Source organism: Nonomuraea sp. IBHARD001 (assembly GCF_056106265.1).
Genome location: NZ_JBWBBW010000002.1, coordinates 6,745,281 through 6,768,680 on the forward strand (window position 1 = coordinate 6,745,281; position 23,400 = coordinate 6,768,680).

Here is a 23,400-nt window from a genome sequence, read left to right on the forward strand (position 1 = left end):
CGCCTACCCCCGCAGGCGCGTGTGCATCGCCCGGCTGTCGGTGTCGGTCCAGCCGTTGGCGTGCAGCCAGGGCAGGGGGCCGCCGAACTTCTCGTCGAGGACGTCGAGGAACTGCTCCATGTAGGCGGCCCTCGGCCTGTGGTCGTCGGCGGGCCTGGAGTCGAGGTCGTCACGGTAGGTGGCGCTCGCGCGCAGCCGGTCCAGGATGAGTTCCAGGCGCTCGCCGGTCGCCACGTAGTCGGCGACGACCGCCTCGCGGGTGGCCCCGGCCACGGTCAGCGCGAGCGCGCACAGCACGCCCGTCCTGTCCTTGCCCGCGGCGCAGTGCACGAGGGTGGCGCCGTCGTCGTAGGCCATGACGCGCAGCGCCTGCAGCACCGAGTCCGGCCGGTCGCGCAGGTAGCCGTAGTAGAAGCCGGTCACCCTGAGCTCGGCCATCCCGGCCTCGTCGCGTACCTGCCAGGGAAGCACCCGGTCGCCGTCGATGCCCTTGTCGCCGGTGTCCGCCTCGACGTCGGTGTGCCTGCCGCCCTCGGCGAACAGCGTCAGGTGGTGCACGCTCACGCCGGGCGCCGACAGCAGCGGCCCCGGGCCTTCGAGCGCGACCTCCGCACCCGAGCGCAGGTCGACGACATGACGTAGGCTCAGCCCGCTCACCAGGAGGTTCACATCGGCGGGGGTGAGGCCCTGCAGGTTGTCGGAGCGCAGGATGCGGCCGGTCCTCGTGGTACCGCCGTCGGTCGTCGGGAGGCCGCCCAGGTCCCGGACGTTGACAGCGCCTTCAAGATCAATCCATCGCGTGAGGTTCATCGATTCGAGCCTATATGTCGAACTAATTCCGCGTGGAATGCGTCCACACAACGCAGGATGAAGAAACAGCGAAGCCGTCGAGAGGGGCACCGGTGTATCCACGACTGGTCCTCGACCCGTCCCTCCGCCCGGAGGTGTCGATCAGACTGCGCGCGGCGCCGGTCGAGTTGCGTGCCGTGCGTTTCGGCACGCCGCACGCGCACGACGACAAACCGCCCGCCTTCCAGAGCGGCCTCGGCTCGTTCGTGCTGCCGATCGCCTGGGTGGTGTTCGCCGTCGCGGTCGCGGGCAGCCCCGGCTTCCTCATCGGTATGCTGACATTCACGGTCTTCCTCCTGGTGCGTACGGGATCGCTCGGCAGGAGCCGGAGTAACAGGAGAACGATGCGTTTCGTGTGGGAACACCGCGACAGGTATGTTCTGCCGGAAGAGCTGGACAGACCCTGCCAGACCCTGTTGCGCCGCGCCCAACTCGCCGTCGACGCCATCCTGTCCTCCCGTGTGTACAAGGCCGGGCTCATCGACTCCATCGACAACGCGGTGACGCTGCCCGAAGAGGTGTGGCAGATCGCCGTACGCCTGGCCAAGCTGACCGCGATGCACCGCGAGCACCAAAGGATCGTGCCAAGGCACGTGCCCGACGGCCTCAAGGACGCCTTCGCCCCCTACACGGGCGCGCTCGACGCCGCCTGGACGTCGCTGGCCAAGCGGGTGCGCACACTGGAGAAGTACGCCAAGCAGGTCGTGCACGCCGACCAGATCTTCCACGCCCACATCAGGCTGCAGCAGCTGGCCGAGCGCACGCCCGACTACCAGCGCCTCATCGCCGACACCGTGCGCGACGACCTCGCGCTGCCGCACCTGCAACGCCTGTCGGAGCAGGCCAAGCACGTGCAGGAGCTGTTCACCAGGAGCATCGAGGAGGCCAGGCAGGCCGCGGGCCACCTGGCGCGCAACCAGCTCCCCGAGCGCCACACCCCGGCCCGCATCCCGCCTCCGTACTGACAGCCCGTACTGACAGCCCGTACTGACGGTGGCCGGTCAGGCGCCCGTCTTCCTGATCAGCGCGAGCGCCCTGCGCACGCCCGCCTCGTTGCCGAGGCTGCGGTAGATCTTCACCGCGTCCTGCGCCGGAAGGCGTGCGGCCTCGCGCTCGCCGCTCCTGAGCACGGTGTCGGCGAGGTACTCCTTCGACCTGGCCGTCCACGACCGGTCGTCGAGCGCCTCGAACGCGGCGACGGCCTGCGTCAGCGCCTCCAGCGCCTCCTCGAAACGCCCGAGCCTGGCATAGGTGCGGCCGAGCGACACCTCGGTGCGCGCCACGCCCCAGGAGTCGCCCAGCTGCTTGAGCATGCGCTCGGCCTGCTGCACCTTGCCCAGCTCCGGCAGGCCGTTGGCCGGGTTGCCGACCTCGCCGGCCGCCCGCAGGCAGCGCGCCTCCTCCCAGAGCTCGCCGCGCAGCTTGAACAGGTCGGCGGCGCGGTCGAGGCTGAAGCCGGCCCGGGTGAAGCCGTCGACGGCGGCGCTGCGGTCGCCCTCGCGCTGGTGCTCGCGCGCCTCGGCGGCCAGGACCTCGCCGTAGGCGCGCAGGGTCTGCGCCTCGGAGTAGCGGTTGCCGTCGCGCTCGAAGACGGCCAGCGCCTCCTCCAGCAACTCCTTGGCGTCCGTCAGGCCACGCTGGGCCAGCCTGAGCTCGGCCAGGTTGCGCTGGGTGCGCGCGGCCCACCAGGCGTCGTCCTCGGCCTTGAACGCGGTGATGGCGTCGAGCAGGTAGCCGGGCGCCCGGTCGAGGTTGCCCTCGCCGAACAGCGTCATGCCGATCGTGCGCCTGGCCCTGGCCGCCCACCAGTGCTCGCCCAGCTCGGCGAAGCCCTCAAGGGCGAGCGTGGCGTCGGCGCGTGCGCTCTCGTGCGCGCCGAGCCCGCCGGAGACGGCCGCCCGGTCCAGCAGGGAGATGGCCGTCGCCCGTCTGTCGTCCATGCGCATCGCGGCGGCGCAGGCGATGTCGGCGGCGACGCGCCAGTCCGACCAGTAGGCGCGCATGGAGTGGCACAGCGAGCTGACCGCACGGCCGAGCCCCCAGGCCAGCTCCCACATCTCCCGCTCGTGGGCCAGCCTGACCATGGCGATGAGGCTCGGCCGCTCGGAGGTGAGCCAGTCCGACGCCTTGACCTGCCCGGCCGCGATCCCGTGCACGGGTCCGGCCGCGTAGCGCCCGGCCCGGCCCCAGTCCTGCGGCCAGCGAGCCATCGCCGAGGCCTCGGCCCTGCGCCGGTAGCCGTGCAGCACCCGCTCCAGGGCGGCCCGTCTGCGCTCGGCCTCCTCACGCTCGGCGAGCTCGACGGCGAACAGCCTGACCAGGTCGTGCAGCCGGTAGCGCATGGTGTCGGTCTGGTCGGTGCCCGAGCACTCGGCGAGCTGGGCGTCGATGAGCGCCTCCAGCTGGTCGGCCCCGTCGAGCTCGGAGATGTCGAGCAGTTCCCCCGCCACCCAGCCGGGCACGTCGGGCGCGGTGACCTCGCTCAGCAGCCGCAGCAGGCGTTGCTGCAGGTCGGTGCAGTCGGCATAGCTGAGCTGGACCGACGCCCTGATCGACTTGTCGACGGCACGGGCGAGTTCGAGCTGGTCGAGGCGGCGGCGTTCGTCGCGCAGGCGGCCCGACAGCTCGCGCAGCGTCCAGTTGGCCCGGGTGGCCAGGCGCCCGCCGCAGATGCTGACCGCGAGCGGCAGGTAGTCGCACAGCCTGACGATCTCCCTGGCCGCGACCAGGTCGAGCCTGACCCGTTCGGGACCGGCGAGCCTGGCCAGCAGCTCGATGGCCTGCGCCTCGCTGAAGGCGGGCAGCTGGCTGTCGTAGGCGTTCATCAGGAACAGCGGCGGCCTCGACGTGACGACGACCGCGCAGCCGGGCTCGGCCGGGATCAGCGGTTTGACCTGCTCGGCGTCGTGGGCGTTGTCCAGGCCGATGAGGATCTTCCGGCCCTTGGTCCAGGTCAGCCAGAGCTTGCGCAGCTCGTCCAGGCCGCCCGGATCGGTGGTCAGCCGTACTCCCATGGCACGCAGGAAGCCGAGCAGCACCTCCTCGGGTGCGATGGGCGCGTCGACGCCGCCTCTGAGATCGGCGTACAGCCTGCCGTCGGGGAAGCGGTCGGCGATCTCCAGGCCGAACCTGGCGGCCAGCGCCGACTTGCCCACACCGCCTCGGCCGTAGATCGAGACGACCATGGGCGGGCTCAGCGGGTCGCGCCGCCTGCCGAAGGCCCGGCGCAGCTCGCCGAGCGCCTCGGTCCTGCCGGTGAAGTGCGCGGGCACGGGCGGCCACTGGTCGGGGGCGCGCAGCGGCTCGGCGCTCTCGTCCCCCGGCTCGCTCTTGGGCGTCACCGCGGTCGTCGCCCAGGTGGCCAGGCCGACCAGCAGCGCCGCGGCGGCGGTCACGCCGACCTTGGCGGCCACCGGCAGGTCCCACTCCAGCGTCGCGGCCAGGATGCTCGCCGCCGCGGCGGCGGCCCCCGCCGCCACGGGCGCGGCCAACGGCACCCGCCTGCGCCGCGAGCCCTCGTCCCCCTGGCGTTCGGGCAGTCGCATGACACCCCCTCAGGGGGTGATTCAAACCGATCGGGTACGGCCGGCGGTAGTCCTTTGACACCTCGTCTTCACCACACGCCCCGCACCCATGACGAAGCCCGGCCGGAGCGCGCTCCGGCCGGGCCACGCGGTGCTACAGGCCGATCACGTAGCAGTCCTTGCTCATCTTCTTGGTGGGGTCGCTCTCGGAGGTCGCCGTCAGCGTGACGGTGGCCAGCCTGCTGCCGCCGGAGCCGCGCAGCGCGTTGACCTTGACCAGGTCGCTCTTGCCGAACTCGACCACCGAAAGGGCGTTGGGCACCGAGGCGGTCCAGCCGCGTCCCGAGACCGTGGCCGTGAGGCGGTAGACGTCGGACTTGAGGTAGGCGCTGACGTCCTCGGGGTGCGTGCCTGCGGCGGGGGCCGCCTTGCCGGTGTTGAGCAGGCCGAAGGTGCAGGTGGACAGGTTCTTGCCGGTCGGCAGGCCGAGGCCGGGCAGCAGCTTCACGCCGCGCTTCTGCGGGCCCTTGCCGTCGAGGGAGCGGATGGCGACGCTGTAGGACAGCTGGCCCTTGCGGTCGCGCTCGACGTCGGTGACGTAGAAGTGCAGGCGGTTGGCCTGGTCGACGTACTCGTACTCACTGCCGGAGTCGGTCCCGGCGTGGAAGAGGGCGTCGGACAGCTGGCGGTAGTCGCCGACCGTGATGGGCACGGCGGTGCCGTCGGGCAGGACGTAGTCGGTCATGCCGATGTCCTGCGGGTTGGCGTCGACGACCCACTCGAAGGGCGCCCTGTCCTCGTTCTTGGTCTTGGCCAGGAGCACGCCGGAGTCGGGGGTGAAGGAGTCGGCGCCCATGCGGTCGACGACTTCCACGGTGTAGTTCTCGTAGCCGCCGCCGTCGCACAGCGGGTCGGTGTTGACGTTGCAGGCCGGGCTCTTGTCGCCGGTGTCGAACTGCACATTGATTCCGGCCAGGCCCTTATCACCGGGCTGTACGGTGCGCGCGGTCACCTTGGCGGTCACCAGACCGGACTCGTCGAGCGCCTCACGCGACAGGCGCAGGACGTTCTTCTCGTCGACCATCTGCAGCTTGATCTTGTTACGGAGCATGTGCTGCGCGCCCATGGAGCCGCCGCCGGTCGGCGGGATCATCCAGCGGCTGTGCGGGCCGCCGGGGCCGTTGAAGCTGCCTCGGCTGAGCATCTCCCAGATGCCGGTGTAGGCACGCCTCGGCGGCACGCCGTACGGGTTGTTGTAGTTGTCGCCGATGCCGAGGATGTGGCTCAGCTCGTGGGCGTATACGCCCTGGCCGGAGCTCTCGGCCTGGGTGGAGGAGCCGCCTCCGGCGTTGGGCCAGATGGAGGACGCGGCCGCCCAGGAGGTCCATTCGACATAGCGGGTGCGTGCCCAGTTGGGCAGCGCGTCGTCCGGCGGGCCGAACTCCTCGGTCACGGCCTCCTTGTTCGGGAACTTCATCATCCCGAACTCCTGCCAGGTGGCGGACTCGTCCTGGCCCGCGCTGAGGAAGAAGATGAAGTCGTACCCGGCCGGGACCGTCGGGCCCTGGTCGGCCACCCACGCGGCGCGGCCGTCGGTGCGGATGTTGCGGTTGCAGTTGTCGCCCGCCGGACAGCCGGTGCCCGCCTGGAACTCCATGGCGTACTCGTGGTCCTTGCCCGGCATCGTGTACGGGCCGAACGCGGTCAGGTCGACGCCGTAGCGGCCGCCCGAGTCCTCCATCCAGTACTCGTGGATGGTGTGACCACGGTTGATCTTGTTGGGCGTGTTGAGGAAGTCCTTGTAGAAGGTCGCGACCTGCTCACGAGGGATGTCGTGCGCCTCGGCCGACGGGTTCTTGAACACCGTCGAGCCCTTGGGCTGGGTGACGACGAAAGGCTGGTTCGGGTAGTCCAGCAGGACGAGCGCGCCCTTGAAGGTGCGCTGCGAACCCTTGACCGACGGGTCGGCCCAGTTGGTGCCGGGCGGCTTCTTGTAGTCCGCCCACGTCATGTGGTCGGGGTTCTTCCAGTTCTGCGGGTCGATCGGCTTGATCTCGGTGGTGGGGTGACCGGAGCGCAGGGCCTGGGCCTCGGCGGGTTCGTCGAGTTGCCAGGGCTGCGTCTGCGGCCAGTGATCCTGGCGCCAGGGGTGTTCGGGATCGGCGGCGGGGTCGGCGGAGGCGGGGGTGGCCACAAGCCCGAGCGGCAGCAGTACGACAGCAGCTACCACGGCTTTCAGCAGTGTTCTGGGGCGGTTCACGATTTAGGACGCTATAGACGGTATTGACGGAGATCACCGATCAGCTGTAGGGAAGGCGGTGGGTCCTTCCTTCTACAAGTGATGAAAAGTCCAGGTGACATGGCCGATCTTCAGCGCGCGGTCGACGACCTCGCCACGCGACTCAACCGGCCGCTGCTCCTGGAGGACAGGCTGCAGCGGGTGGCCGCCTACAGCGAGCAGAGCGGCACGATGGACGACATCCGCCGCGACTCCATCCTGCGCAGGCACACCACACCCGAGGTACGGCAGTGGCTGCGCGACGCGGGCATCCTGTCGACGGCGGGTCCGCTGCGCACCCGCGGCCACGCCGAACTCGGGCTGCTGCCCCGGGTGTGCGTGCCCGCCGTGCACGACGGCAGGCTGCTGGGCTTCCTGTGGTTCATCGACGTCGACCCGCCGATGACCGAGGCCGAGATCGCGGTCGCCAGCGCCGCCGCGCCCGCGCTCGCCGTCGCCCTCTTCCACGAGAGCCTGGCCACCGCCATGGCCTCGCACCGCGAACTCGACGCCGTGACCGGCCTGCTGTCGGGCGAGGGCGAGTCGGCCGCGCGCACGCTCATCGAGGCCGGGGCCTTCCCCCAGGCCGGGCCCGTCACCGTGCTGGCCGTACGGCCATTGGCGGCGGAGGCGGACGAGTCGATCAGGCTGGCGCTCGAACAGGGGCTGCTGACCGCGCGCAGGCGGCTGGCCAGCCATCATCCGCTGCACCTGGTGCGCTACGACCACGGCGTGCTGCTGGCCTCGGGCACCGTGCAGCCGGAGGAGGTGCACGCGGCGATGGTGCTGCCCGTGGTGATCGGCGTGGGCGGCGCCAGGGCCTCGCTCGCGGACGCGGGCCGCTCCTACGCCGAGGCGCTGCACGCCGCCGAGGTCGGTGCGCGCATCCCCGGCATGGGACGCTCGCTACACTGGTCGGAGCTGGGTGTCTACCGGCTGCTCACGCAGGTGCCCGCCGATCTGCATCCAGGTCTGGAGCGGATGCTCGCCGACGAGCAGCACCTGCCGCTGCTGGAGACCCTGGAGACCTATCTCGACCTCGCCGGAAGCGCGGTGGCCACCTCACGCGTGCTCCGGCTGCACCGGACGTCGCTGTACTACCGGCTGCAGCGGGTCGAGGAGCTCGCCCAGACCGACCTGAAGGACGGCGGCGAACGGCTCGCCCTGCACCTGAGCCTGAAACTCGCCCGGCTGTCCGGAAGGTACCACCCGCGTGGGTGATTGCCAGGTCTGTCCTTGCTGCCGTTTAATCGCCCAAAGACGGAAAGGCGGAAAGTCTTCATGCCGTTGGCGGTGCGAGCCGGACACCTCATGGGTACGAGCGCGCCCGCGCCTGTCGTGCTGCACTCGGCGCCGCTCGTGCTGCCCGTCGCCTCCGCTCCGCTGCCCGGCGGAGCCGTCGTCGTCAGAGGCGACCGGGTGCTTCAGGTGGGGCCGCGCGAGGAGTTGCTCGACGCCTTCCCCGTGCTGGAGGAGGTGTGCTGGCCGGGGGTGATCCTGCCCGGCCTGGTCGACGCGCGCACCCGGCTCGGCGACGTGCCTTCGGCCCTGCGCAACGGGGTGACCGCGATGGCCGACATCGTGCCGGACCCGATGGAGCTGCCGACGCTCGGCGCCGCCGGGCTGGCCGGAGTGGCCTACCTGGAGGCCCGCAGCGACGACGAGGCCGAGTGGGAGGCGTCCGGGCGCGACCTGCTCATCACCGCGATGCGCGAGGTCGACCATCTGGGCGCCGTCGGCATCGCCGCGCACAGCCGCGACCCCGAGGTGCTGGAGGATCTCGCGATCCTGGCCAGGACGTTCGGCCTGCGCCTGCACGTCGATCTGAGCAACCACCGGCCCGGCCTGCTGGACGAGAGCGGCGTGCTCGGCCCGCACTGCCACGTGGCCACCTCCGGCCATCTCGACACCGGCGAGCGCAAACTGCTGCGGCTGCGCGGTACGACCGTGACCTTGTGCCCGCCGCCCGAGTCCGGCTCGGCCGCGCACTCCTGGACGGCCGACCTCGACCCCTGGGCCGGGGAGGCGGGCGAGCCGGGCGGCGAGGCGTGGGATCCCACGCTGGACGCCACCGCGCTCCTCGAAGAGGGCGGCAGGGTCGCGCTGGGCACCGGCGACGACGGCTACGACCTGCTCGGCTGGGCGTCGGCGCTGCGCGATCTGGCCAGGGCCCGCGGCCTCAGGCGCACCGACCTGAACCGCCGCCTGGTCGAGGCGGCGACATCGGGCGGCGCCGTGGCGATCGGCATGGCCAAGGGGCCCGGGCGGGTCGGGTCGCTGGGGCCGGGAAGCAGGGCGGACCTGGCGGTGTTCGACGCAGGGGGACGCTATCCGTACGCGTCCCTGCTGGACGGCGCCGAGTGCGTCGGCACGGTCGCGGGCGGCGAGATCGTGCACCAGGCCTGAGGACGGCCCAGGCGCCCCGGACTTGAGGTCGTGCCGGGCGTCGGGGTCAGTCCGACTCGACGGCCGAGAGGGCGTCCCTGAGGACGGCCTGCTGCTGGGGGCTGAGCGGGCCGAACAGCTCCTGGGCGACGTGCCTGCGGGCCTGCCTGACCTGTTCGTAGGTCTCGCGGCCCTGCTCGGTGACCATGAGCAGGGTCGAGCGCCGGTTCTTGGGGTCGACCTTCCTGCGGACGAGCCCGGCCTCCTCCAGCGCGTCGACCACGGGCGTGACCGAGCGCGGCACGATGCGCAGCCGCTCGGCCAGTTCCACCATGCGCAGCGGCTCGTCGGTGTGGATGACCGCGCGCAGGGCCCTGGCCTGACCGGGGCTCAGGCCCATGGGTTCGAGGGCGTCGCGGTAGCCGTGCCGCAGGCGATGCCCGACCCTGTGGACGAGCTCGGCCAGTTCGCTCTCGATTCCCCCGGACTCCATGGGAGGAGTTTATCTTCGGGAATGATTATGAGGTAACCTCTGTTTGAGTAAGCATCAGCAAAGGAGTCCTGTATGACCGACGAACCCCGCGCGCCTATACGGCGCATCATCCGCCTCTTCCATCCCTACCGGGCCAGGCTCGCCCTCGTCGGCGGCCTCATCGCCCTGTCCTCGCTGGTCTCGCTCGCCTCGCCGTTCCTGCTGCGCGAGGTGCTGGACGTGGCGATCCCGCAGGGCCGCACCGGCCTGCTGACCGCGCTCGCCCTCGGCATGATCGCCGTCGCGGTCACCACCAGCGTCTTCGACGTGATGCAGACGCTCATCTCCACGACCGTGGGCCAGCGGGTCATGCACGACCTGCGCACCTCGGTCTACAGCCATCTGCAGCGCATGTCGCTGGCCTTCTTCACGCGCACGCGCACCGGTGAGGTGCAGTCGCGCATCGCCAACGACATCGGCGGCATGCAGTCCGTCGTCACCTCGACGGCGACCTCGATCGTCTCCAACCTGACCACCGTGATCGCCACCGTGGTCGCGATGCTCGCCCTGGACTGGCGGCTGACCGCCGTCTCGCTCGCGCTGCTGCCGTTGTTCGTGTGGATCAGCCGCAGGGTCGGCGCCGAGCGCCGCAGGATCACCTCCGAACGGCAGCGCAAGATGGCCGGCCTGTCGTCGATGGTCCAGGAGTCGCTGTCGATCAGCGGCATCCTGCTCGGCCGTACGATGGGCCGCTCGCCCGAGCTCACCCGGCAGTTCGGCGCGGCCTCCGACGAGCTGGCCGACCTCGAGGTGCGTTCCAGCATGGCCGGGCGCTGGCGGCAGTCGTCGATCCAGATCATCATGGCGGCGATGCCCGCGATGATCTACTGGGCGGCCGGCTACACCGGAGCGATCTCGGTCGGCACGCTGGTGGCGTTCACGACGCTGCAGATGAGCCTGTTCCGGCCCGCCGTCTCGCTGCTGCGGCTCGGCGTGGAGGTGCAGAGCTCGCTCGCGCTGTTCGGGCGCATCTTCGAATACCTCGACCTCGACGTCGACATCGAGCCGGGCGCCAGGACGCTTCCCGCGCCGCGCGGCGAGGTGCGCTTCGAGGATGTCGACTTCTCCTACGGCGAGTCGCCCACGCTCAGCGGGGTGAACATCACCGTGCCCGCGGGCACCAGTCTGGCCGTCGTCGGCGAGACCGGCTCGGGCAAGACGACGCTCAGCTACCTGCTGCCCCGCCTGTACGACGTGAGCGGCGGCCGGGTCACGATCGACGGCGTCGACGTGCGCGAGCTGAGCTTCGAGACGCTCGCCGAGACCGTCGGCGTGGTCTCGCAGGAGACCTACCTCTTCCACGCCTCCATCGCCGACAACCTGCGCTTCGCCAAGCCGGACGCCACCGACGAGGAGCTCGTCGCCGCGGCGCGCGCCGCACGCATCCACGAGCACGTCTCCTCGCTGCCCGACGGCTACGACACCGTGGTCGGCGAGCGCGGCTACCGCTTCTCCGGCGGCGAGAAGCAGCGCCTGGCCATCGCCCGCACACTGCTGCGCAACCCGCCCGTGCTCATCCTCGACGAGGCCACCAGCGCCCTGGACACCCAGACCGAGCGCGCCGTGCAGGAGGCGCTCGACACCCTGGCCGCCGGCCGTACGACGATCACCATCGCGCACCGCCTGTCCACCGTGCGCGACGCCGACCAGATCGTGGTGCTCGACCACGGCGTCGTCGTGGAGAGCGGCGAGCACGACACGCTCATGGAGCTCGGCGGCCACTACGCGGCCCTGGTCGACAGGGACCGGCCCCCGGCCCTGGTGTGAGCCGGAACACGCCCGTCCGCCAGCGCCTAACCTTGCTCGGGTGCACAACACCCGATACGCCCGCTCGGGCATGGTCTGCAGTGTCGACCATCTCGCCTCCGCCGCCGGGCTCACCATGCTGGAGCGCGGCGGATCGGCCGCCGACGCCGCCATCGCGACCAACGCCGTGCTGGCCGTCGTCGCACCGCACATGTGCGGCCTGGGCGGCGACCTGTTCGCCCTGGTCCACTCCGCCGAAGGCGTCACCGCGCTCAACGCCTCGGGCCGCGCCGGATCGGGCGCCGACCCCGAACGGCTGCGCGCCGAAGGCCACTCCCGCATGCCGCACCTCGACGACATCCGCTCCTCGCCCGTGCCCGGCGCGGCCGACGGCTGGCTGACCCTGCACGACAGGTACGGCAGGCTGGCGCTCGCCGACGTGCTGGCCCCCGCGATCCGGCTGGCCGAAGGCGGCTTCCCCGTCTCGCCGCTGCTGGCGCCCGGCGCCGCGCTGGTGGCGGCCAGGCCGGGCGGCGGCGACTTCGCATCGGTGCGCGCGCCGGGCGACCTGATGAGCAGGCCGGGCGTCGGCCGGACGCTGAGGGCGCTGGCCGCCTCCGGCCGGGACGGCTTCTACCTGGGCGAGTTCGGCGAGGGCCTGCTGGAGCTCGGCGCGGGCGAGTACACCGAGGCCGATCTGGCCAAGCCGGGCGCCGACTGGGTCGAGCCGCTGGCGGTGGAGGCGTTCGGGCACCGGGTGTGGTCGATGCCGCCGAACTCACAGGGCTACCTGCTGCTGCTGGCCCTCGGCATCCTGGACGGCCTCGACCTCCCGGCCGACCCCTCGGCATCGGCCTGGGCGCACCTGCTGGTGGAGGCGAGCAGGGCGGCGGGGCACGACCGGCTCGCCGTACTGCACGAACAGGCCGCCGGCCTGCTGTCCGATGCCGAGATCGCCAGGCGCAGGGCCGGGATCGACCCCGTGCGCCGGATGCGCGTGGCCGACCTGACCGGCGAGGGCGACACGACGTACCTGTGCGCGGTCGACGGCGACGGCATGGGCGTCTCGCTGATCCAGTCGAACGCCTCCGGGTTCGGCAGCCTGCTCTTCGAACCCAGGACCGGGATCAACCTTCACAACCGGGGCATCGGCTTCTCGCTCGTGCCGGGCCATCCGGCCGAGTACGGGCCGGGCCGCCGTCCTCCGCACACGCTGACGCCGGCGCTGATCACCAGGCCTGACGGCTCGCTCAGGTCGGTGCTCGGCACGATGGGCGGCGACTCCCAGCCGCAGATCCTGCTGCAGATCATCACCAGGCTGCTCGTGCACGGCGCCGAGCCGGGCCCGGCCGTGGCCGCGCCCCGCTGGCGGCTCGGCGCGGGCGGCACCGGCTTCGACACGTGGCTGCGGCCCGAGGAGTCGGTGGTGGAGTTGGAGCAGGGCGCACCCTGGGCCGACGGGCTGGCCTCGCGGGGTCATCCCGTGGCCGCGATGCCGTACGGGGCGGGGTTCGGGCACGCGCATGCGATCGACGTGCTGCCCGGTGGCGCGCTCGCGGGGGCCGCCGATCCGCGTTCGCTGGTCGGGGCCGCCGTGGGCAGGTGAGTGATCCGCTCTCCTGCGGGCAGTCGCAGCGGCATGGGAAACGACGTCATCACCCTCATCACCGACGACCATCGCAGGTTCGAGGCGCTGTTCGAGCGCCTGCGCGGCTCGGACGGCGACCGCGACTCGACCGTCGCCGAGCTGTCGGCGCTGCTCATCGCGCATGCCAGGGCCGAGGAGGACAGGATCTACCCGGCCCTGCGCAGCGAGGAGCCGAGCGAGGGCGAGCACGTGCACCACGGGGTGAAGGAGCACAAGGACATCGAGATCGCCCTCGACAGCCTGGTCGCCGCCGAGCCGGGCGCACCGGAGTTCGGCGAGCGCCTGAACAGGCTGGCCGAACTGGTCGGCCATCACGTCGAGGAGGAGGAGAGCGACATCCTGCCCGCCCTGGCCGAGGCGTTCGACGCGGCGAGGCTTGAGGAGCTCGGCCGCGTGTTCCTGGAGCGCAGGGCGGCCGAGCTGGAGGCCCTGCGCCCTTGACCCAGCAAAGCCGTCAAATGGGCTTAATCGTCAACAAAGAGGGGCAGGCGTACGGACATGAGTGAGATGCCGCCTGACCGTTTCGGGCTGAGTGACGAGCAGGAGATCGAGGTCGAGGAGTGGCACGACGACCTCGGGCGCGAGCACGAGATCGTCGGGGACGACCCCGCCGAGCGCGACAGCCTCGACGAACGACTGTGGCGCGAGTCGCCCGACCGGCCCGAGCGCGGCCCCCGCGAGGGGTACCGGCTCGTCCAGCCGGACGAGGGTCTCGGCTCGGACGTGGAGAGCGAGGAGATCGGCAAGGACAGCGGCGACGACGACGACCTGTCGGCCGAGGAACGCGCCATCCACCTCGAACCCGACAGGTGACCCGGCCCACCTACGTGAGGGTGGCCAGGGCCGGGAGCAGGGCGTGCAGGTCGTCGACGATCAGGTCGGCGGCCTTCGCCTGCGGGCGTTCGGCATGCAGGAAGCCCCAGGGGCCCCTGCGGATGAGGGCGGTGCGCATGCCCGCCCTTCCGGCCGGGAGCACGTCGTTGTCCAGCCGGTCGCCGACATAGAGGATCTCGCCCGGCGTCGCGCCCACCACCTGCGCCACCCTGGCGAAGAACGCGGGCTCGGGCTTGGCCAGCCCCCATCCCGCCGAGGTGTGCACGGAGTCGACCGGCAGGTCCATCGCGACGAGCGCGTCGTAGGCCTGCGCAGGCTGGTTGCCCGCCACGACCACCGCGTAGCCCGCCGCCCGCAGGCCGCCGAGCGCCTCGCGCACGTCGGGGTAGAGGTCGTCGCCGTCGAAGTTCTCGCGCAGGCTGCCCGGCTCGTCGAGCCGCCAGCGCTCGATCTCGGCGCTCACGTCGAGGCCGGGCCTGACGAGTTCGAAGGCGTCGCGGTGCGAACGGTCGAGCGCGGCCATCCCGCCGAGCGCGCCCATCACCACGAACGGGCTGACGCCCAGCCGGTGGGCCCACCTCGTCCAGATGCGCGTCTCGTCGATGAGCGTCTCCCCGACGTCGAACACCACGGCCCTGACCACGAACTCCCCCTTGCGACGGCTGCGCTGCGGCACCCACTTTACGCAGCGGCCCGCGCCGAGCCCGCGGTCAGGCACGCGACGGCGGGCAGCGGGAACAGCAGGAGATAGAGGTTGGGCGCCCACCAGGCGAGCGAGAAGTCCCCGCGCAACGTCCAGAACGCGATCGCCATCAGCCCGGACGCCATGGTCAGCACCAGCGAGACCAGCATCAGCGGCCCGCCCGCGCGGCCCCGGCGCATCAGCCACAGGCTGGCCAGGCCGGTGCCGCTCGCCGCCAGGTCGATCCACAGGAAGGACCAGTTCCAGTCGACCAGCACCGGGTCGGCGTAGTCGGCGAAGGCCCACTCGGGCGGGATCAGCCCGAGCCCGGTGACGGAGAAGTACACGACGAACGCGACGTCCGTCACCAGCATGAGCGCCTTAGTCGTCCTGAGCACGGTCGATCATCTCCATCAGGTGGGCACGCGTGCGTTCGTGCAGGCCGGGGCCAGGCTCCCCCAGCCCGAGCAGCCGCGCCGCCCACCAGCCGTCGACCGCGAGCCGTACGGCGGTGGCGGCGGCCGGGTCGAGGCCGTCGGCGGTGAGCCGGTGCTGCCATGCGGCGTAGCGCTCGCGCAGCGGGGCCAGGCCCGCCGGGTCGACCAGCACTCCGGCGAGCAGGGCGGCGCTCACCCGGTCGGGAGGCGCCGCGCCCGGATGCCGCTCGGGGATGGTGGCGGCGACATAGGCCCGCAGGTAGTCGCCCGGCCTGCCGCTCTCGGCCGCAGCGGCCAGAGCGGTGTCGAAGGCCTGGACCAGCCGCTCGACCATGGCGGCGACGAGGGCCTGCTTGGTGGCGAAGTGGTAGAACAGGCCGCCCTTCGACACTCCGGCCCGCTGGGCGACGGCCTCAAGGGTGAGCGATTCGGCTCCGTCGGACAGCAACACGTCGGCGGCGGCGTCGAGCAGCCGCTCGCGGGAACTCGGTCGTGGCACAGCTCGAAACTATACCGGTCAGCCGGTACAGTTTGCGAGACCCGTTGTGCGCCGGGGACAACACGGCCGCCCGACTCGGTGGACACCGGACGATGACGACCGGCCGTACCCTGCTGGAACATCACATGCCACCCCCCACGAACAGAGGAGGCGGCATGTCGCCACCGGACAACCAGAGCAACCTCAAGCGCACCCTCACCCTGCCGCAGTCGCTCGGCATCGCCTTCCACCAGATCGTGGGCGGCGGCGTCATCGCGCTCACCGGTGTGGCCATCGGCAAGACGGGCGGCGGCACGCCGATCGCCTTCCTCATCGCCGCCGGGCTGGTGCTGCTGTCGGGCGTCTCGTTCGCCGTGCTCGGCGCGGCCGCGCCCGTCACGGGAGGCACCTACGCCTATGTGACCAGGCTCGTGCATCCCATCGCCGGGTTCGCCAACATGTGGCTGTTCTCGCTGTCGGTGGTCTCGCTCAGCGTCTACGCGCTCAGTGCGGGCACCTATCTGCACGCGCTGAACGACTCGATCCCGCCGCAGGCCGTGTCGATCGGGATGGTGGCGTTCTTCTTCGTCTGCAACCTGTTCGGCGCCTCGCTGTCGGCCCGGGTGGGCGTGGTGCTGGCCGTCGTGATGGTCGCCGCCTATGTCAGCTACGGCGTGCTGAGCATGCCCGAGGTGGACTGGGCCGTCTTCGCCGACCCGGCGCCCAACGGGTTCAACGAGCTCATCGCCGCCTCCTCCATCCTCGTCTTCGCCACCGGCGGCGGGCACGTCATCGCCGAACTCGGCGGCGAGATGAAGAACCCCGGCCGCAACATCCCCATCGCCTTCTTCGGCGCCACCATCGCGGCCACCCTGCTCTACATCCTGATGGCGATCCCCTCCACCGGCGTGCTGCCGGTCGAGGAGGTGGCGTTCAAGCCGCTGTCGGTCGTCGCCGAGCACACGCTCTCGCGCGGCATGTTCGTCTTCTTCATCCTCGGCGGCGCGGTCGCGGCCGTCATCGGCACCATCAACGGCCAGCTCCTGTGGGGCAGCAAGAGCTTCCTCGCCGCCATCGACGACGGCTGGTTCCCCAAGGCGATCGGCCGGGTCAACCGCAGGTTCGGCACACCGCACTGGCTGCTGACGATCCTGTTCGTGGTCGGCATCACGCCCGCCGCGACCGGGCTGTCGGTGACCGAGATCGCCCAGGTGGCCTCGTCGGTGTTCGGCCTGACCACGATGCTGGTGATCGTCGCCTCCTACCGCATGCGCAAGCTGCATCCCGACCTGCTGGCGGCCTCGCCCTTCAAGATCGGGCAGCGCACACATCTGACGATCACGCTGGCCGCGATGGTGCTCAACGCCTACCAGAACGTGCTGCTGCTCATCGAGATCGTCGAGACGCCGGTCATGGGCGTGTCGTACGCGGTGTGGGTGCTGCTGGGCGCGGGCATCGTGGCGGTGCGCTGGAGCACGGTCAAGCGGCTCATCGCGGGCGGCGAGGTGCCGAGCGGCAGGCCCATGGTCCGCAAGGACGGCCGCGACCTCGTCGACACGCCCGCCTCCTGATCCCCTACCGCGACCCGCGAAAGGACGCAGCACGTGCCCCGCACCCGAAACGACGCCGAACGGCTGGACGCCGCCGATCCCCTCGCGCCCCTGCGCGACCGGTTCGACCTGCCGGACGGCGTCGTCTACCTCGACGGCAACTCCCTCGGCGCGCCCCCGCGCCGGGTGGCTCAGGCGCTGGCCGCCTTCGCGGACGACTGGCGTGCGGACCTGATCGCGGCGTGGGGCACGGCGGGGTGGGGGGCGCTCGCCTCCCGTCTCGGCGGCCGGGTCGCCGCGCTCGTCGGCGCCGCGCCGGACGAGGTGATCGTCACCGACACCACGTCGGGCAATCTGTTCAAGCTGCTGGTCGCCGCCTGCCGGATGCGGCCCGGCCGGGGCACGGTCGTCATCGACGCGGCCAACTTCCCCAGCGACCTCTACATCGCCCAGGGGGTGTGCGAACTGCTCGGCCTGCGCCTGGCCTACCTGGAGGAGGGCGCCGCGCTCGACGAGGACGTCGCCGTGCTGGTCCACTCGCACGTGGACTTCCGCACCGGCGAGATCGCCGACCTGGCCGGGCTGAGCGCCAGGGCGCACGAGGCGGGCGCGCTGGCCCTGTGGGACCTGTGCCACTCGGCCGGCGCCATGCCGGTCGACCTCGGCGCGGCCGGGGCCGATCTCGCCGTCGGCTGCGGCTACAAGTACCTCAACGGCGGCCCCGGCGCCCCCGCCTGGGCCTACGTGGCCCGCGAGCTGCAACCGGCCCTGCGCAACCCGATCACCGGGTGGGGCGGGCACGCCAGGCGCTTCGAGATGAGCAGGGACTTCGAACCGGCGGCCGGACTGGCCAGACTGCAGGTCAGCCAGGCGCCCGTCATCGGCATGGTGGCGCTCGACGCCGCGCTCGACGCCTTCGACGGGGTGAGCCTGGCCGACCTGCGGGCCAAGGCCGTGGCGCTCGGCACGCTGTTCACCGAACTGGCCGACGAGCGACTGCCCGGCTTCCGGCTCGTCTCGCCGCGCGACCCCTGGCGCAGGGGCAACCAGGTCAGCTACGCCCATCCGCGGGCCGAGTCCATCCTCAAGGCGGCGGCCGGTCTCGGCGTGGTCGGCGACCACCGGCCGCCCGAGGTGATGCGTTTCGGCTTCGCGCCGCTCTACCTCAGGTACGCCGACGTCTACGACGCCGTCGACAGGCTGGCGGCCGTGGCCCCGTGAGAACGTTCCAGGCCCGGTGAATACCCTGGACGGCATGCGGGAGATCTCGGTGTCCGGCCTGGCCGCAGCGCTCGGTCCCGCCTTGCTGCGACTGGTCGTGCCCGGCGGCGAGGCCGCGGTCAGGGATGTCGTGATCGCCGAGCCGGGCCTGCCCGTCGCGCCCGGCGACCTGCTGCTGGGCGTCGGCGTGCCGGAGGAGGCCGCGGCGCAGCTGCTGGAGCGGGCGACGAGGGCGGCGGGCGTGGTGCTCAAGGGCCCGCTCGCCGCCTCGCTGCGCCCGCCCGACGGCGTCGCGCTGGTCGAACTGGCCGCCGAGGTGTCGTGGACGCGGCTGCTGTGGCTGCTGCGCGACCTGGTCGGCCTGCTGGAGGACGACACGCTGGCCACACTCGCCGACGACCTCGCCACCGCACTCGACGGACCCGTCACCATCGAGGACGTCACCGGCCAGGTCGTCGCCTACTCCGCGCGCCAGGAGCCCAGCGACGCCGGTCGCATCTCCACCCTCGTCGGACGCCGCATCCCCGACGACGCCCTGGCCAGGCTGCGGACCAAGGGCATCTACCGCAGGCTCAACCGCGAGAGCGCGCCCATCTTCGTGCCCGCCGGGCCGCAGGGCAGGCTGCCCCGCCTGGTCATCCCGGTCAGGCACGGCGCCGAACTGCTCGGCAGCGTCTGGACTATCGTGGCGGGCCCCGTCGAACCTGCTCGGCTCGGCGGGCTCGGGCCGCTGCTCTCGGCCGTCGCGCTGCACCTGCTGCGCCGCCGCGCGCATGCCGACGCCGCGCGACGGGTGCTGGCCGACAGGCTCGCCGCCCTGTTGCGCGGGGAGAGCGCCGACCAGCACGTGCCGCTTCCCGCGCTGGTGGTGGCGGTGGGAGAGGTCGACGGACTGGACACGCTGCTGCGCTCCAGGGGGTGGCGCCAGCCGTACCTGACGTCGGTGGGTGAGGTGCGGTATGTCGTCATCGCCGAGCACGGCGACGCGCTGACGCCCGGGTCGTGGTCGTGGCTGCGCCGGATCGCGGCCGAGACGTCGCTGGTGGTCGCCGCGGGTTCGGCCGCCTCGACGGCCGGTGAGCTGTCGTTGTCGCGGGCGCAGGCGGCCGAGCTGCTCGGGCTGATGCGGTCGGGCGCGGTGGCCGGGCCGGTGGCGACCTACGAGGGGGCCTGGCCGCAGCTGGTGCTGGCCAGGGCCGCGGCCCTGCCGGCCGGACTGCAGGCGGGCGGGCCGCTGCCCGTGCTGCTGGCCCACGACGCGGCGCACGGCACGGCGTACGTGGAGACGCTGCGGGCCTGGCTGTGGGAGCAGGGCAATCCGACCGCGGCGGGCGCCAGGCTGCACGTGCATCCCAACACCTTCCGCTACCGCATGCGCAGGCTGCTCGATGCCGCGCCCTGCGACCTCGGGGCGGCCGAGGTACGGCTGGCGCTGACCCTGCAACTGCTCACGCTGCCGACCGGTTCCGGGCAGGCCGGTCCCGGGCAGGTCAGGGCCGACCGGCCAGGTAACCGGCAGGCACCATGAGCGCGCTCACGCCGACCATCACCACGAGGGAGGCGCTCCACGCCCCGGTGAGGTCGAACAGCACACCGGCGACGGCCGGTCCCGCCGCCGCCATCAGATAGCCGCCGCTCTGCACCCTGGCCGACAGCCGATCGGCCCCGCCGGGCCCCGCCCTGAGCGCGATCAGCGTGAGCGTCAGCTGGAAGGCCGCACTGCCCAGCCCCACCAGCCCCGCCCACAGGTACGGCGCCGCCGCGGGCGCCAGGAGCACGCCGGTCACACCCGCCGTGCTCACCACGCCGCACACCACCGCGTAGGCGGACTGGCTGCGCGCCCTGGCGGCGAGGTAGGGCAGCACGAGCGCCGCGGGCAGCCCCGCGAGCTGCACGACCGACAGCAGCAGCCCCGCCTCGTCGGCCGCGACCCCGGCCTGGACGAACACCGAGGGCAGCCAGGCGAGCATCACGTAGAAGAGCACCGACTGCAGCCCGAAGTACACCCCGAGCGCCCACCGCCGCGACCTCGCGGGCACGGCCGGCGCATGGGCCGCGACGGCGGGCACGACGGCCTCCCCCGCCGGGCGTGGCCGCCGCCAGGCCAGCACCGTCCAGCCGATCGCCGTCAACGCGGCGGGAACCGCCCAGGCGGCCAGGGCCGGGCGCCAGCCGCCGGTCAGCTCGGCCAGCGGCCTGGCCAGGGCGGCGGCGGCAGCGGCGCCACCGGAGATCATCGTGCCGTAGACACTGGTCATCAGGCCGACCCGGCCGGGAAAACGCCCCTTGACCACGCCGGGCACCAGCACGTTGCCCACCGCGATCGCCAGGCCGACCAGCAGCGTGCCCGCCAGCAGCGCGGCCACGCCTCCGGCGCTGCGCACCAGGATGCCGACGGCCAGCAGGCCCATCGAGCCCGCCAGCACCCGCTCGGCCCCCCAGCGCCTGCCCAGCGCGGGTGCGACCAGGGCGAAGACCCCGAAACACACCAGCGGCAGCACGATGACCAGCGACACCACGCCCGCCCCGAGCCCGAGGTCGGCCCGCACCTCCCCGGCCAGCGGCGAGAACGCGGCCAGCGCCGGACGCAGGTTCGCCGCCAGGGCGACCACCGCCACGCCGAGCGCCAGCGGCGCCGCCACCCGAGCGGGCGCGAGGGCCCGGCTCACCGGGACCCGTAGGCCGAGGCCGGAGCCGCACGGTAGAGCTCGGCCGCCTCCTCACGCAGCACGCCCGTCACCCAGGGCACGGGCGGGAACGGCGAGGCGGCCATGACCACGCCGGGATCCAGGCACATGCCCGACCAGCCGAGCTCGGCCAGCAGGGCCGCGTCGCAGCCGACCACGACGCCGCGCACCCTGGCCCACAGCGCCGCCCCTGCGCACATCACGCACGGCGCCGCCGTACTGACCAGGATCGCCGAGCGGAGGTCGACGCCCAGGGGGGCGGCGGCGCGCAGCACGTTGACCTCGGCGTGTGCCGTGGGGTCGCCGCTGGTGGTGATGGTGTTGCCCGCCCTGGCCAGGACGCGCCCGTCGGCGGCGTCGACGAGGACGGCGCCGAACGGGCGGTCGGCCGTGCGGGCCTCGGCGATCGCCAGCCGCATCGCGGCCTCGTACGCGGCCGTGTGGTCGTCGGTCATCTCTACCCCTTCTCCCGCTGCTGCGCGGAGGCTAACCGGTCTTGATCCGCATGTCCGTGCGGGGCGGCTTGGTGAAAGGCGGGCCGAGATAGGTGTCGAGCAGCCAGTCGAAGGCGTCGGTCGGCAGGTAGGTCTCCAGCGCGGTCAGGCCGGGAAGCGGCTCGACCTGGCCGGACACCACGTCGGCCAGGCTCAGGCCTTCGGGCACGACCTGGCCTCCCCTGTTGTCGGTGATCGGGCCGCGCCAGATGTCGAGCTCGCCGCGCCTGATCAGCTCGGCGGCCCGCACGGCCGGTGCGGCCACGTGCTCGGGCACGAACGCGGCGGGCTCGGTGTTGAACACGACCCCGTCGCAGGCATGGTAGTAGCGCCATCCAGCCTGCCAGCTCCCGGCCTCGACGGCCTCGACGGCGGCTATGAAGTGCGGGCTCCAGTCGACCAGGTTGCCGACCAGGACGTGGCCGGGTGCGAGGTGGCGTCTGTCGCTGTTGCGCACGGTGGTGTGGCAGCCCCGGGCGGCGGCGGTCAGGACGACGGTGTCGTTCTCGGTGAGCGCGCCGCCGATGACGTCGCAGCCGAGGTCGGCCAGCTCGTGCACGGCCGCGGCCTCACGCTCGGGCGCCATCCAGCTGCCCACGGTCCTGGTGTGCAGCCGGACGCCCGGATCGGCGGCGCGCACGCCGAGTGCGAACGCGTTGAGGTACACGACCTCGTGCCCGGTCGCGATCGGCACGCCGATCAGGCCGGACCTGGTCATGCCTCCGGCCAGCAGGCCCGACACGTAGGCGATCTCGTCGACGGCCTCGCGGAAGCTGCTGACGTTCGGCCGGAGGCGCATGCCCTGGCAGATGTCGAACCTGGTGCCAGGGTAGGCGTCGGCGATCTCCAGGACGAACGGCTGGTAGCCCTTGCTGCCCAGGAAGACGATGTCGGTCCCGTCGGCGGCCAGCCCTTCGATCAGCCGCCTTCCCGCCTCGTCCTCGCCCACGTTCTCGTACGCCGTGGTGACGACCCGGGCGCCGAGCACCTCCTGCGTGCGCAGCCTGCCCTCCTCGAAGGTCTGCGCCCAGCAGTGCGGATCGGGTACGGCGGTGCGGTAGACGAAGGCTGCTCTCACGGTCATGCGTCGTGCTCCTTTGCTGCGGCGGCGCCCTGGAGGAGGATCCGGGCGAGCTCGTGGCCGGTCGGCGTGCCGAGGCCAGGAATGATCAACTGGTCGAGCCCGGCCTGCTCGCCGAACTCGCTCAGGCGTCGTGCGCACGCGGCCGGGTCGCCGGTGAAGGAGAAGGCGGCGACCAGGTCGTCGGGCACCAGCTCGGCGGCGGCCTCGTGCCCCCGTTCGGCCCCCTCGGCGCGCAGCCGCTCCACGAACCCCTCCGGCACGCCGAGCCGCTCCAGCAGCTCGCGCGGCGAGTCGGGCAGGGCGTAGGCGAGTTCGACGCGCTGGCGCCGGTGCGAGGCCGCGTCCATGGCCAGCTGCGGCCGGAACGCCACCCGCAGGCCGGGCCGCCGTGCGCGGAGATCGGCGACCAGCTCACCGAGCATGACGAGCGGGAACCCGGCCAGCATCACGCCGTCGGCCAGGTCGGCGGCCAGGTCGAGCAGGCGTGGCCCCTTGGCCGCGACCCAGATCTGGGCGCCGGGCGTGCTCGTCCTGACCGCCTCGATCGCGGCGCGCACGGCCGCGAGGGGCGCGACCGGCGTGAGGCCGAGCGGCCCCAGCGCGAGTGTGCCTCCGGCCGCCAGGCACACGCGTACCCGGCCTCCGGTGTGCTCGGCCAGGCCTCTGGCCGCGTTCGCGGTGATCATCGGGTGCCTGGAGTAGGGATTGGTCGGCCCGAGCCCGATGTCGATGCGCTCGGTGCGCGCCGCCGCGGCTCCGGCCAGCACCCAGGGGTCGTGCGCCTTCACGCCTTCGTCCGGTATCCACACGCACCCGAGCCCCAGCCTGTCGGCCTCGGCCGCGAGCTCCACGACCCGCGAGAACGGGGCTCCGGGCACGAACACCGATGTGGCCAGCTCCATGGCCCTCCTCCCAGAAACGGACAGTTGCTTAATGTTCAGCAACTAGGGCGTGCGTCGTCAACGCCGGTT

General features: G+C 72.3%; 21 protein-coding genes. 10 read left to right on the forward strand and 11 right to left on the reverse strand.

All coding sequences use genetic code 11. The features are described 5' to 3' along the window. Nucleotides 1-3: 3 nt before the first annotated feature. Nucleotides 4-810, reverse strand: a complete 807-nt coding sequence (locus ACTWNK_RS32455; RefSeq protein WP_474308724.1) for a tyrosine-protein phosphatase — start codon at nt 808-810, stop codon at nt 4-6. Nucleotides 811-902: 92 nt separating this feature from the next. Here ACTWNK_RS32455 and ACTWNK_RS32460 point away from each other — a divergent pair, with 92 nt between their 5' ends. Then, entirely contained in the window at nt 903-1,814 is a 912-nt protein-coding gene (locus ACTWNK_RS32460; protein ID WP_474308725.1) for a hypothetical protein, read from the forward strand. 36 nt (nt 1,815-1,850) lie between these two features. Here ACTWNK_RS32460 and ACTWNK_RS32465 read toward each other — a convergent pair whose 3' ends face one another. Together ACTWNK_RS32465 and ACTWNK_RS32470 are read right to left on the reverse strand one after the other, a co-directional pair. Further along, a complete protein-coding gene (locus tag ACTWNK_RS32465) occupies nt 1,851-4,394 on the reverse strand; it encodes a tetratricopeptide repeat protein (protein WP_474308726.1) in 2,544 nt (847 codons plus the stop codon). Nucleotides 4,395-4,527: 133 nt separating this feature from the next. Continuing rightward, nucleotides 4,528-6,633, reverse strand: coding sequence for a M6 family metalloprotease domain-containing protein (locus ACTWNK_RS32470; protein ID WP_474308727.1), 2,106 nt, complete (start codon nt 6,631-6,633; stop codon nt 4,528-4,530). Between the two features lie 99 nt (nt 6,634-6,732). On the opposite strand from ACTWNK_RS32470, the gene ACTWNK_RS32475 reads away from it, so the two are divergent. Further along, nucleotides 6,733-7,872 carry a PucR family transcriptional regulator gene (locus ACTWNK_RS32475; RefSeq protein WP_474308728.1) on the forward strand — a complete coding sequence of 380 codons (1,140 nt, stop codon included), beginning with the start codon at nt 6,733-6,735 and terminating at the stop codon, nt 7,870-7,872. Nucleotides 7,873-7,932: 60 nt separating this feature from the next. Next, nucleotides 7,933-9,057, forward strand: a complete 1,125-nt coding sequence (locus ACTWNK_RS32480; RefSeq protein WP_474308729.1) for an amidohydrolase family protein — start codon at nt 7,933-7,935, stop codon at nt 9,055-9,057. 46 nt (nt 9,058-9,103) lie between these two features. On the opposite strand, the gene ACTWNK_RS32485 is transcribed toward ACTWNK_RS32480, so the two are convergent. Beyond that, the gene (locus ACTWNK_RS32485) at nt 9,104-9,529 is read right to left on the reverse strand and encodes a MarR family winged helix-turn-helix transcriptional regulator (RefSeq protein WP_474308730.1); all 426 of its coding nucleotides are present in this window, start codon (nt 9,527-9,529) and stop codon (nt 9,104-9,106) included. A 72-nt stretch (nt 9,530-9,601) separates the two neighbouring features. Here ACTWNK_RS32485 and ACTWNK_RS32490 point away from each other — a divergent pair, with 72 nt between their 5' ends. Genes ACTWNK_RS32490 through ACTWNK_RS32505 form a run of 4 tightly spaced genes read left to right on the forward strand, consistent with a single transcriptional unit; the run spans nt 9,602 to nt 13,775 of the window. Then, complete coding sequence (locus tag ACTWNK_RS32490) at nt 9,602-11,335, forward strand: ABC transporter ATP-binding protein (protein ID WP_474308731.1); 1,734 nt, start codon at nt 9,602-9,604, stop codon at nt 11,333-11,335. Between the two features lie 40 nt (nt 11,336-11,375). Then, complete coding sequence (locus tag ACTWNK_RS32495) at nt 11,376-12,920, forward strand: gamma-glutamyltransferase family protein (RefSeq protein WP_474308732.1); 1,545 nt, start codon at nt 11,376-11,378, stop codon at nt 12,918-12,920. Between the two features lie 33 nt (nt 12,921-12,953). Next, nucleotides 12,954-13,403 (forward strand): hemerythrin domain-containing protein, encoded by a 450-nt coding sequence (locus tag ACTWNK_RS32500; RefSeq protein ID WP_474308734.1) that lies wholly within the window; start codon nt 12,954-12,956, stop codon nt 13,401-13,403. Nucleotides 13,404-13,460: 57 nt separating this feature from the next. After that, on the forward strand, nt 13,461-13,775 hold the full coding sequence (locus ACTWNK_RS32505) for a DUF5709 domain-containing protein (RefSeq protein WP_474308735.1): 315 nt from the start codon (nt 13,461-13,463) through the stop codon (nt 13,773-13,775). 10 nt (nt 13,776-13,785) lie between these two features. Here the strand turns inward: ACTWNK_RS32505 and ACTWNK_RS32510 are convergent, their stop codons facing one another. From ACTWNK_RS32510 to ACTWNK_RS32520, 3 genes are read right to left on the reverse strand one after another with little or no spacing between them, the layout of a single operon-like run. Next, on the reverse strand, nt 13,786-14,427 hold the full coding sequence (locus ACTWNK_RS32510; RefSeq protein ID WP_474311040.1) for an HAD family hydrolase: 642 nt from the start codon (nt 14,425-14,427) through the stop codon (nt 13,786-13,788). A gap of 50 nt (nt 14,428-14,477) precedes the next feature. After that, on the reverse strand, nt 14,478-14,876 hold the full coding sequence (locus ACTWNK_RS32515; RefSeq protein ID WP_474308736.1) for a DUF5360 family protein: 399 nt from the start codon (nt 14,874-14,876) through the stop codon (nt 14,478-14,480). Next, nucleotides 14,860-15,414, reverse strand: coding sequence for a TetR/AcrR family transcriptional regulator (locus ACTWNK_RS32520; RefSeq protein WP_474308737.1), 555 nt, complete (start codon nt 15,412-15,414; stop codon nt 14,860-14,862). The genes ACTWNK_RS32515 and ACTWNK_RS32520 overlap by 17 nt, the downstream gene beginning before the upstream one ends. Nucleotides 15,415-15,569: 155 nt before the next feature. Between ACTWNK_RS32520 and ACTWNK_RS32525 the strand changes: the two genes are divergently transcribed. Genes ACTWNK_RS32525 through ACTWNK_RS32535 form a run of 3 tightly spaced genes read left to right on the forward strand, consistent with a single transcriptional unit; the run spans nt 15,570 to nt 19,692 of the window. Beyond that, nucleotides 15,570-16,964, forward strand: coding sequence for an APC family permease (locus tag ACTWNK_RS32525; protein ID WP_474308738.1), 1,395 nt, complete (start codon nt 15,570-15,572; stop codon nt 16,962-16,964). A 33-nt stretch (nt 16,965-16,997) separates the two neighbouring features. Next, nucleotides 16,998-18,164, forward strand: coding sequence for a kynureninase (gene kynU, locus ACTWNK_RS32530; RefSeq protein WP_474308739.1), 1,167 nt, complete (start codon nt 16,998-17,000; stop codon nt 18,162-18,164). 34 nt (nt 18,165-18,198) lie between these two features. Beyond that, a complete protein-coding gene (locus ACTWNK_RS32535; protein WP_474308740.1) occupies nt 18,199-19,692 on the forward strand; it encodes a PucR family transcriptional regulator in 1,494 nt (497 codons plus the stop codon). On the opposite strand, the gene ACTWNK_RS32540 is transcribed toward ACTWNK_RS32535, so the two are convergent. The 4 genes from ACTWNK_RS32540 to ACTWNK_RS32555 are packed head-to-tail and all read right to left on the reverse strand — an operon-like array spanning nt 19,655 to nt 23,331. Continuing rightward, on the reverse strand, nt 19,655-20,833 hold the full coding sequence (locus ACTWNK_RS32540) for an MFS transporter (RefSeq protein WP_474308741.1): 1,179 nt from the start codon (nt 20,831-20,833) through the stop codon (nt 19,655-19,657). The two genes, ACTWNK_RS32535 and ACTWNK_RS32540, sit on opposite strands and share 38 nt — an antisense overlap. Then, nucleotides 20,830-21,306 (reverse strand): nucleoside deaminase, encoded by a 477-nt coding sequence (locus ACTWNK_RS32545; RefSeq protein WP_474308742.1) that lies wholly within the window; start codon nt 21,304-21,306, stop codon nt 20,830-20,832. The genes ACTWNK_RS32540 and ACTWNK_RS32545 overlap by 4 nt, the downstream gene beginning before the upstream one ends. 31 nt (nt 21,307-21,337) lie before the next feature. Beyond that, a complete protein-coding gene (locus tag ACTWNK_RS32550; protein WP_474308743.1) occupies nt 21,338-22,429 on the reverse strand; it encodes a BMP family ABC transporter substrate-binding protein in 1,092 nt (363 codons plus the stop codon). Then, entirely contained in the window at nt 22,426-23,331 is a 906-nt protein-coding gene (locus ACTWNK_RS32555) for an LLM class flavin-dependent oxidoreductase (protein WP_474308744.1), read from the reverse strand. The genes ACTWNK_RS32550 and ACTWNK_RS32555 overlap by 4 nt, the downstream gene beginning before the upstream one ends. Between the last annotated feature and the right edge of the window lie 69 nt (nt 23,332-23,400).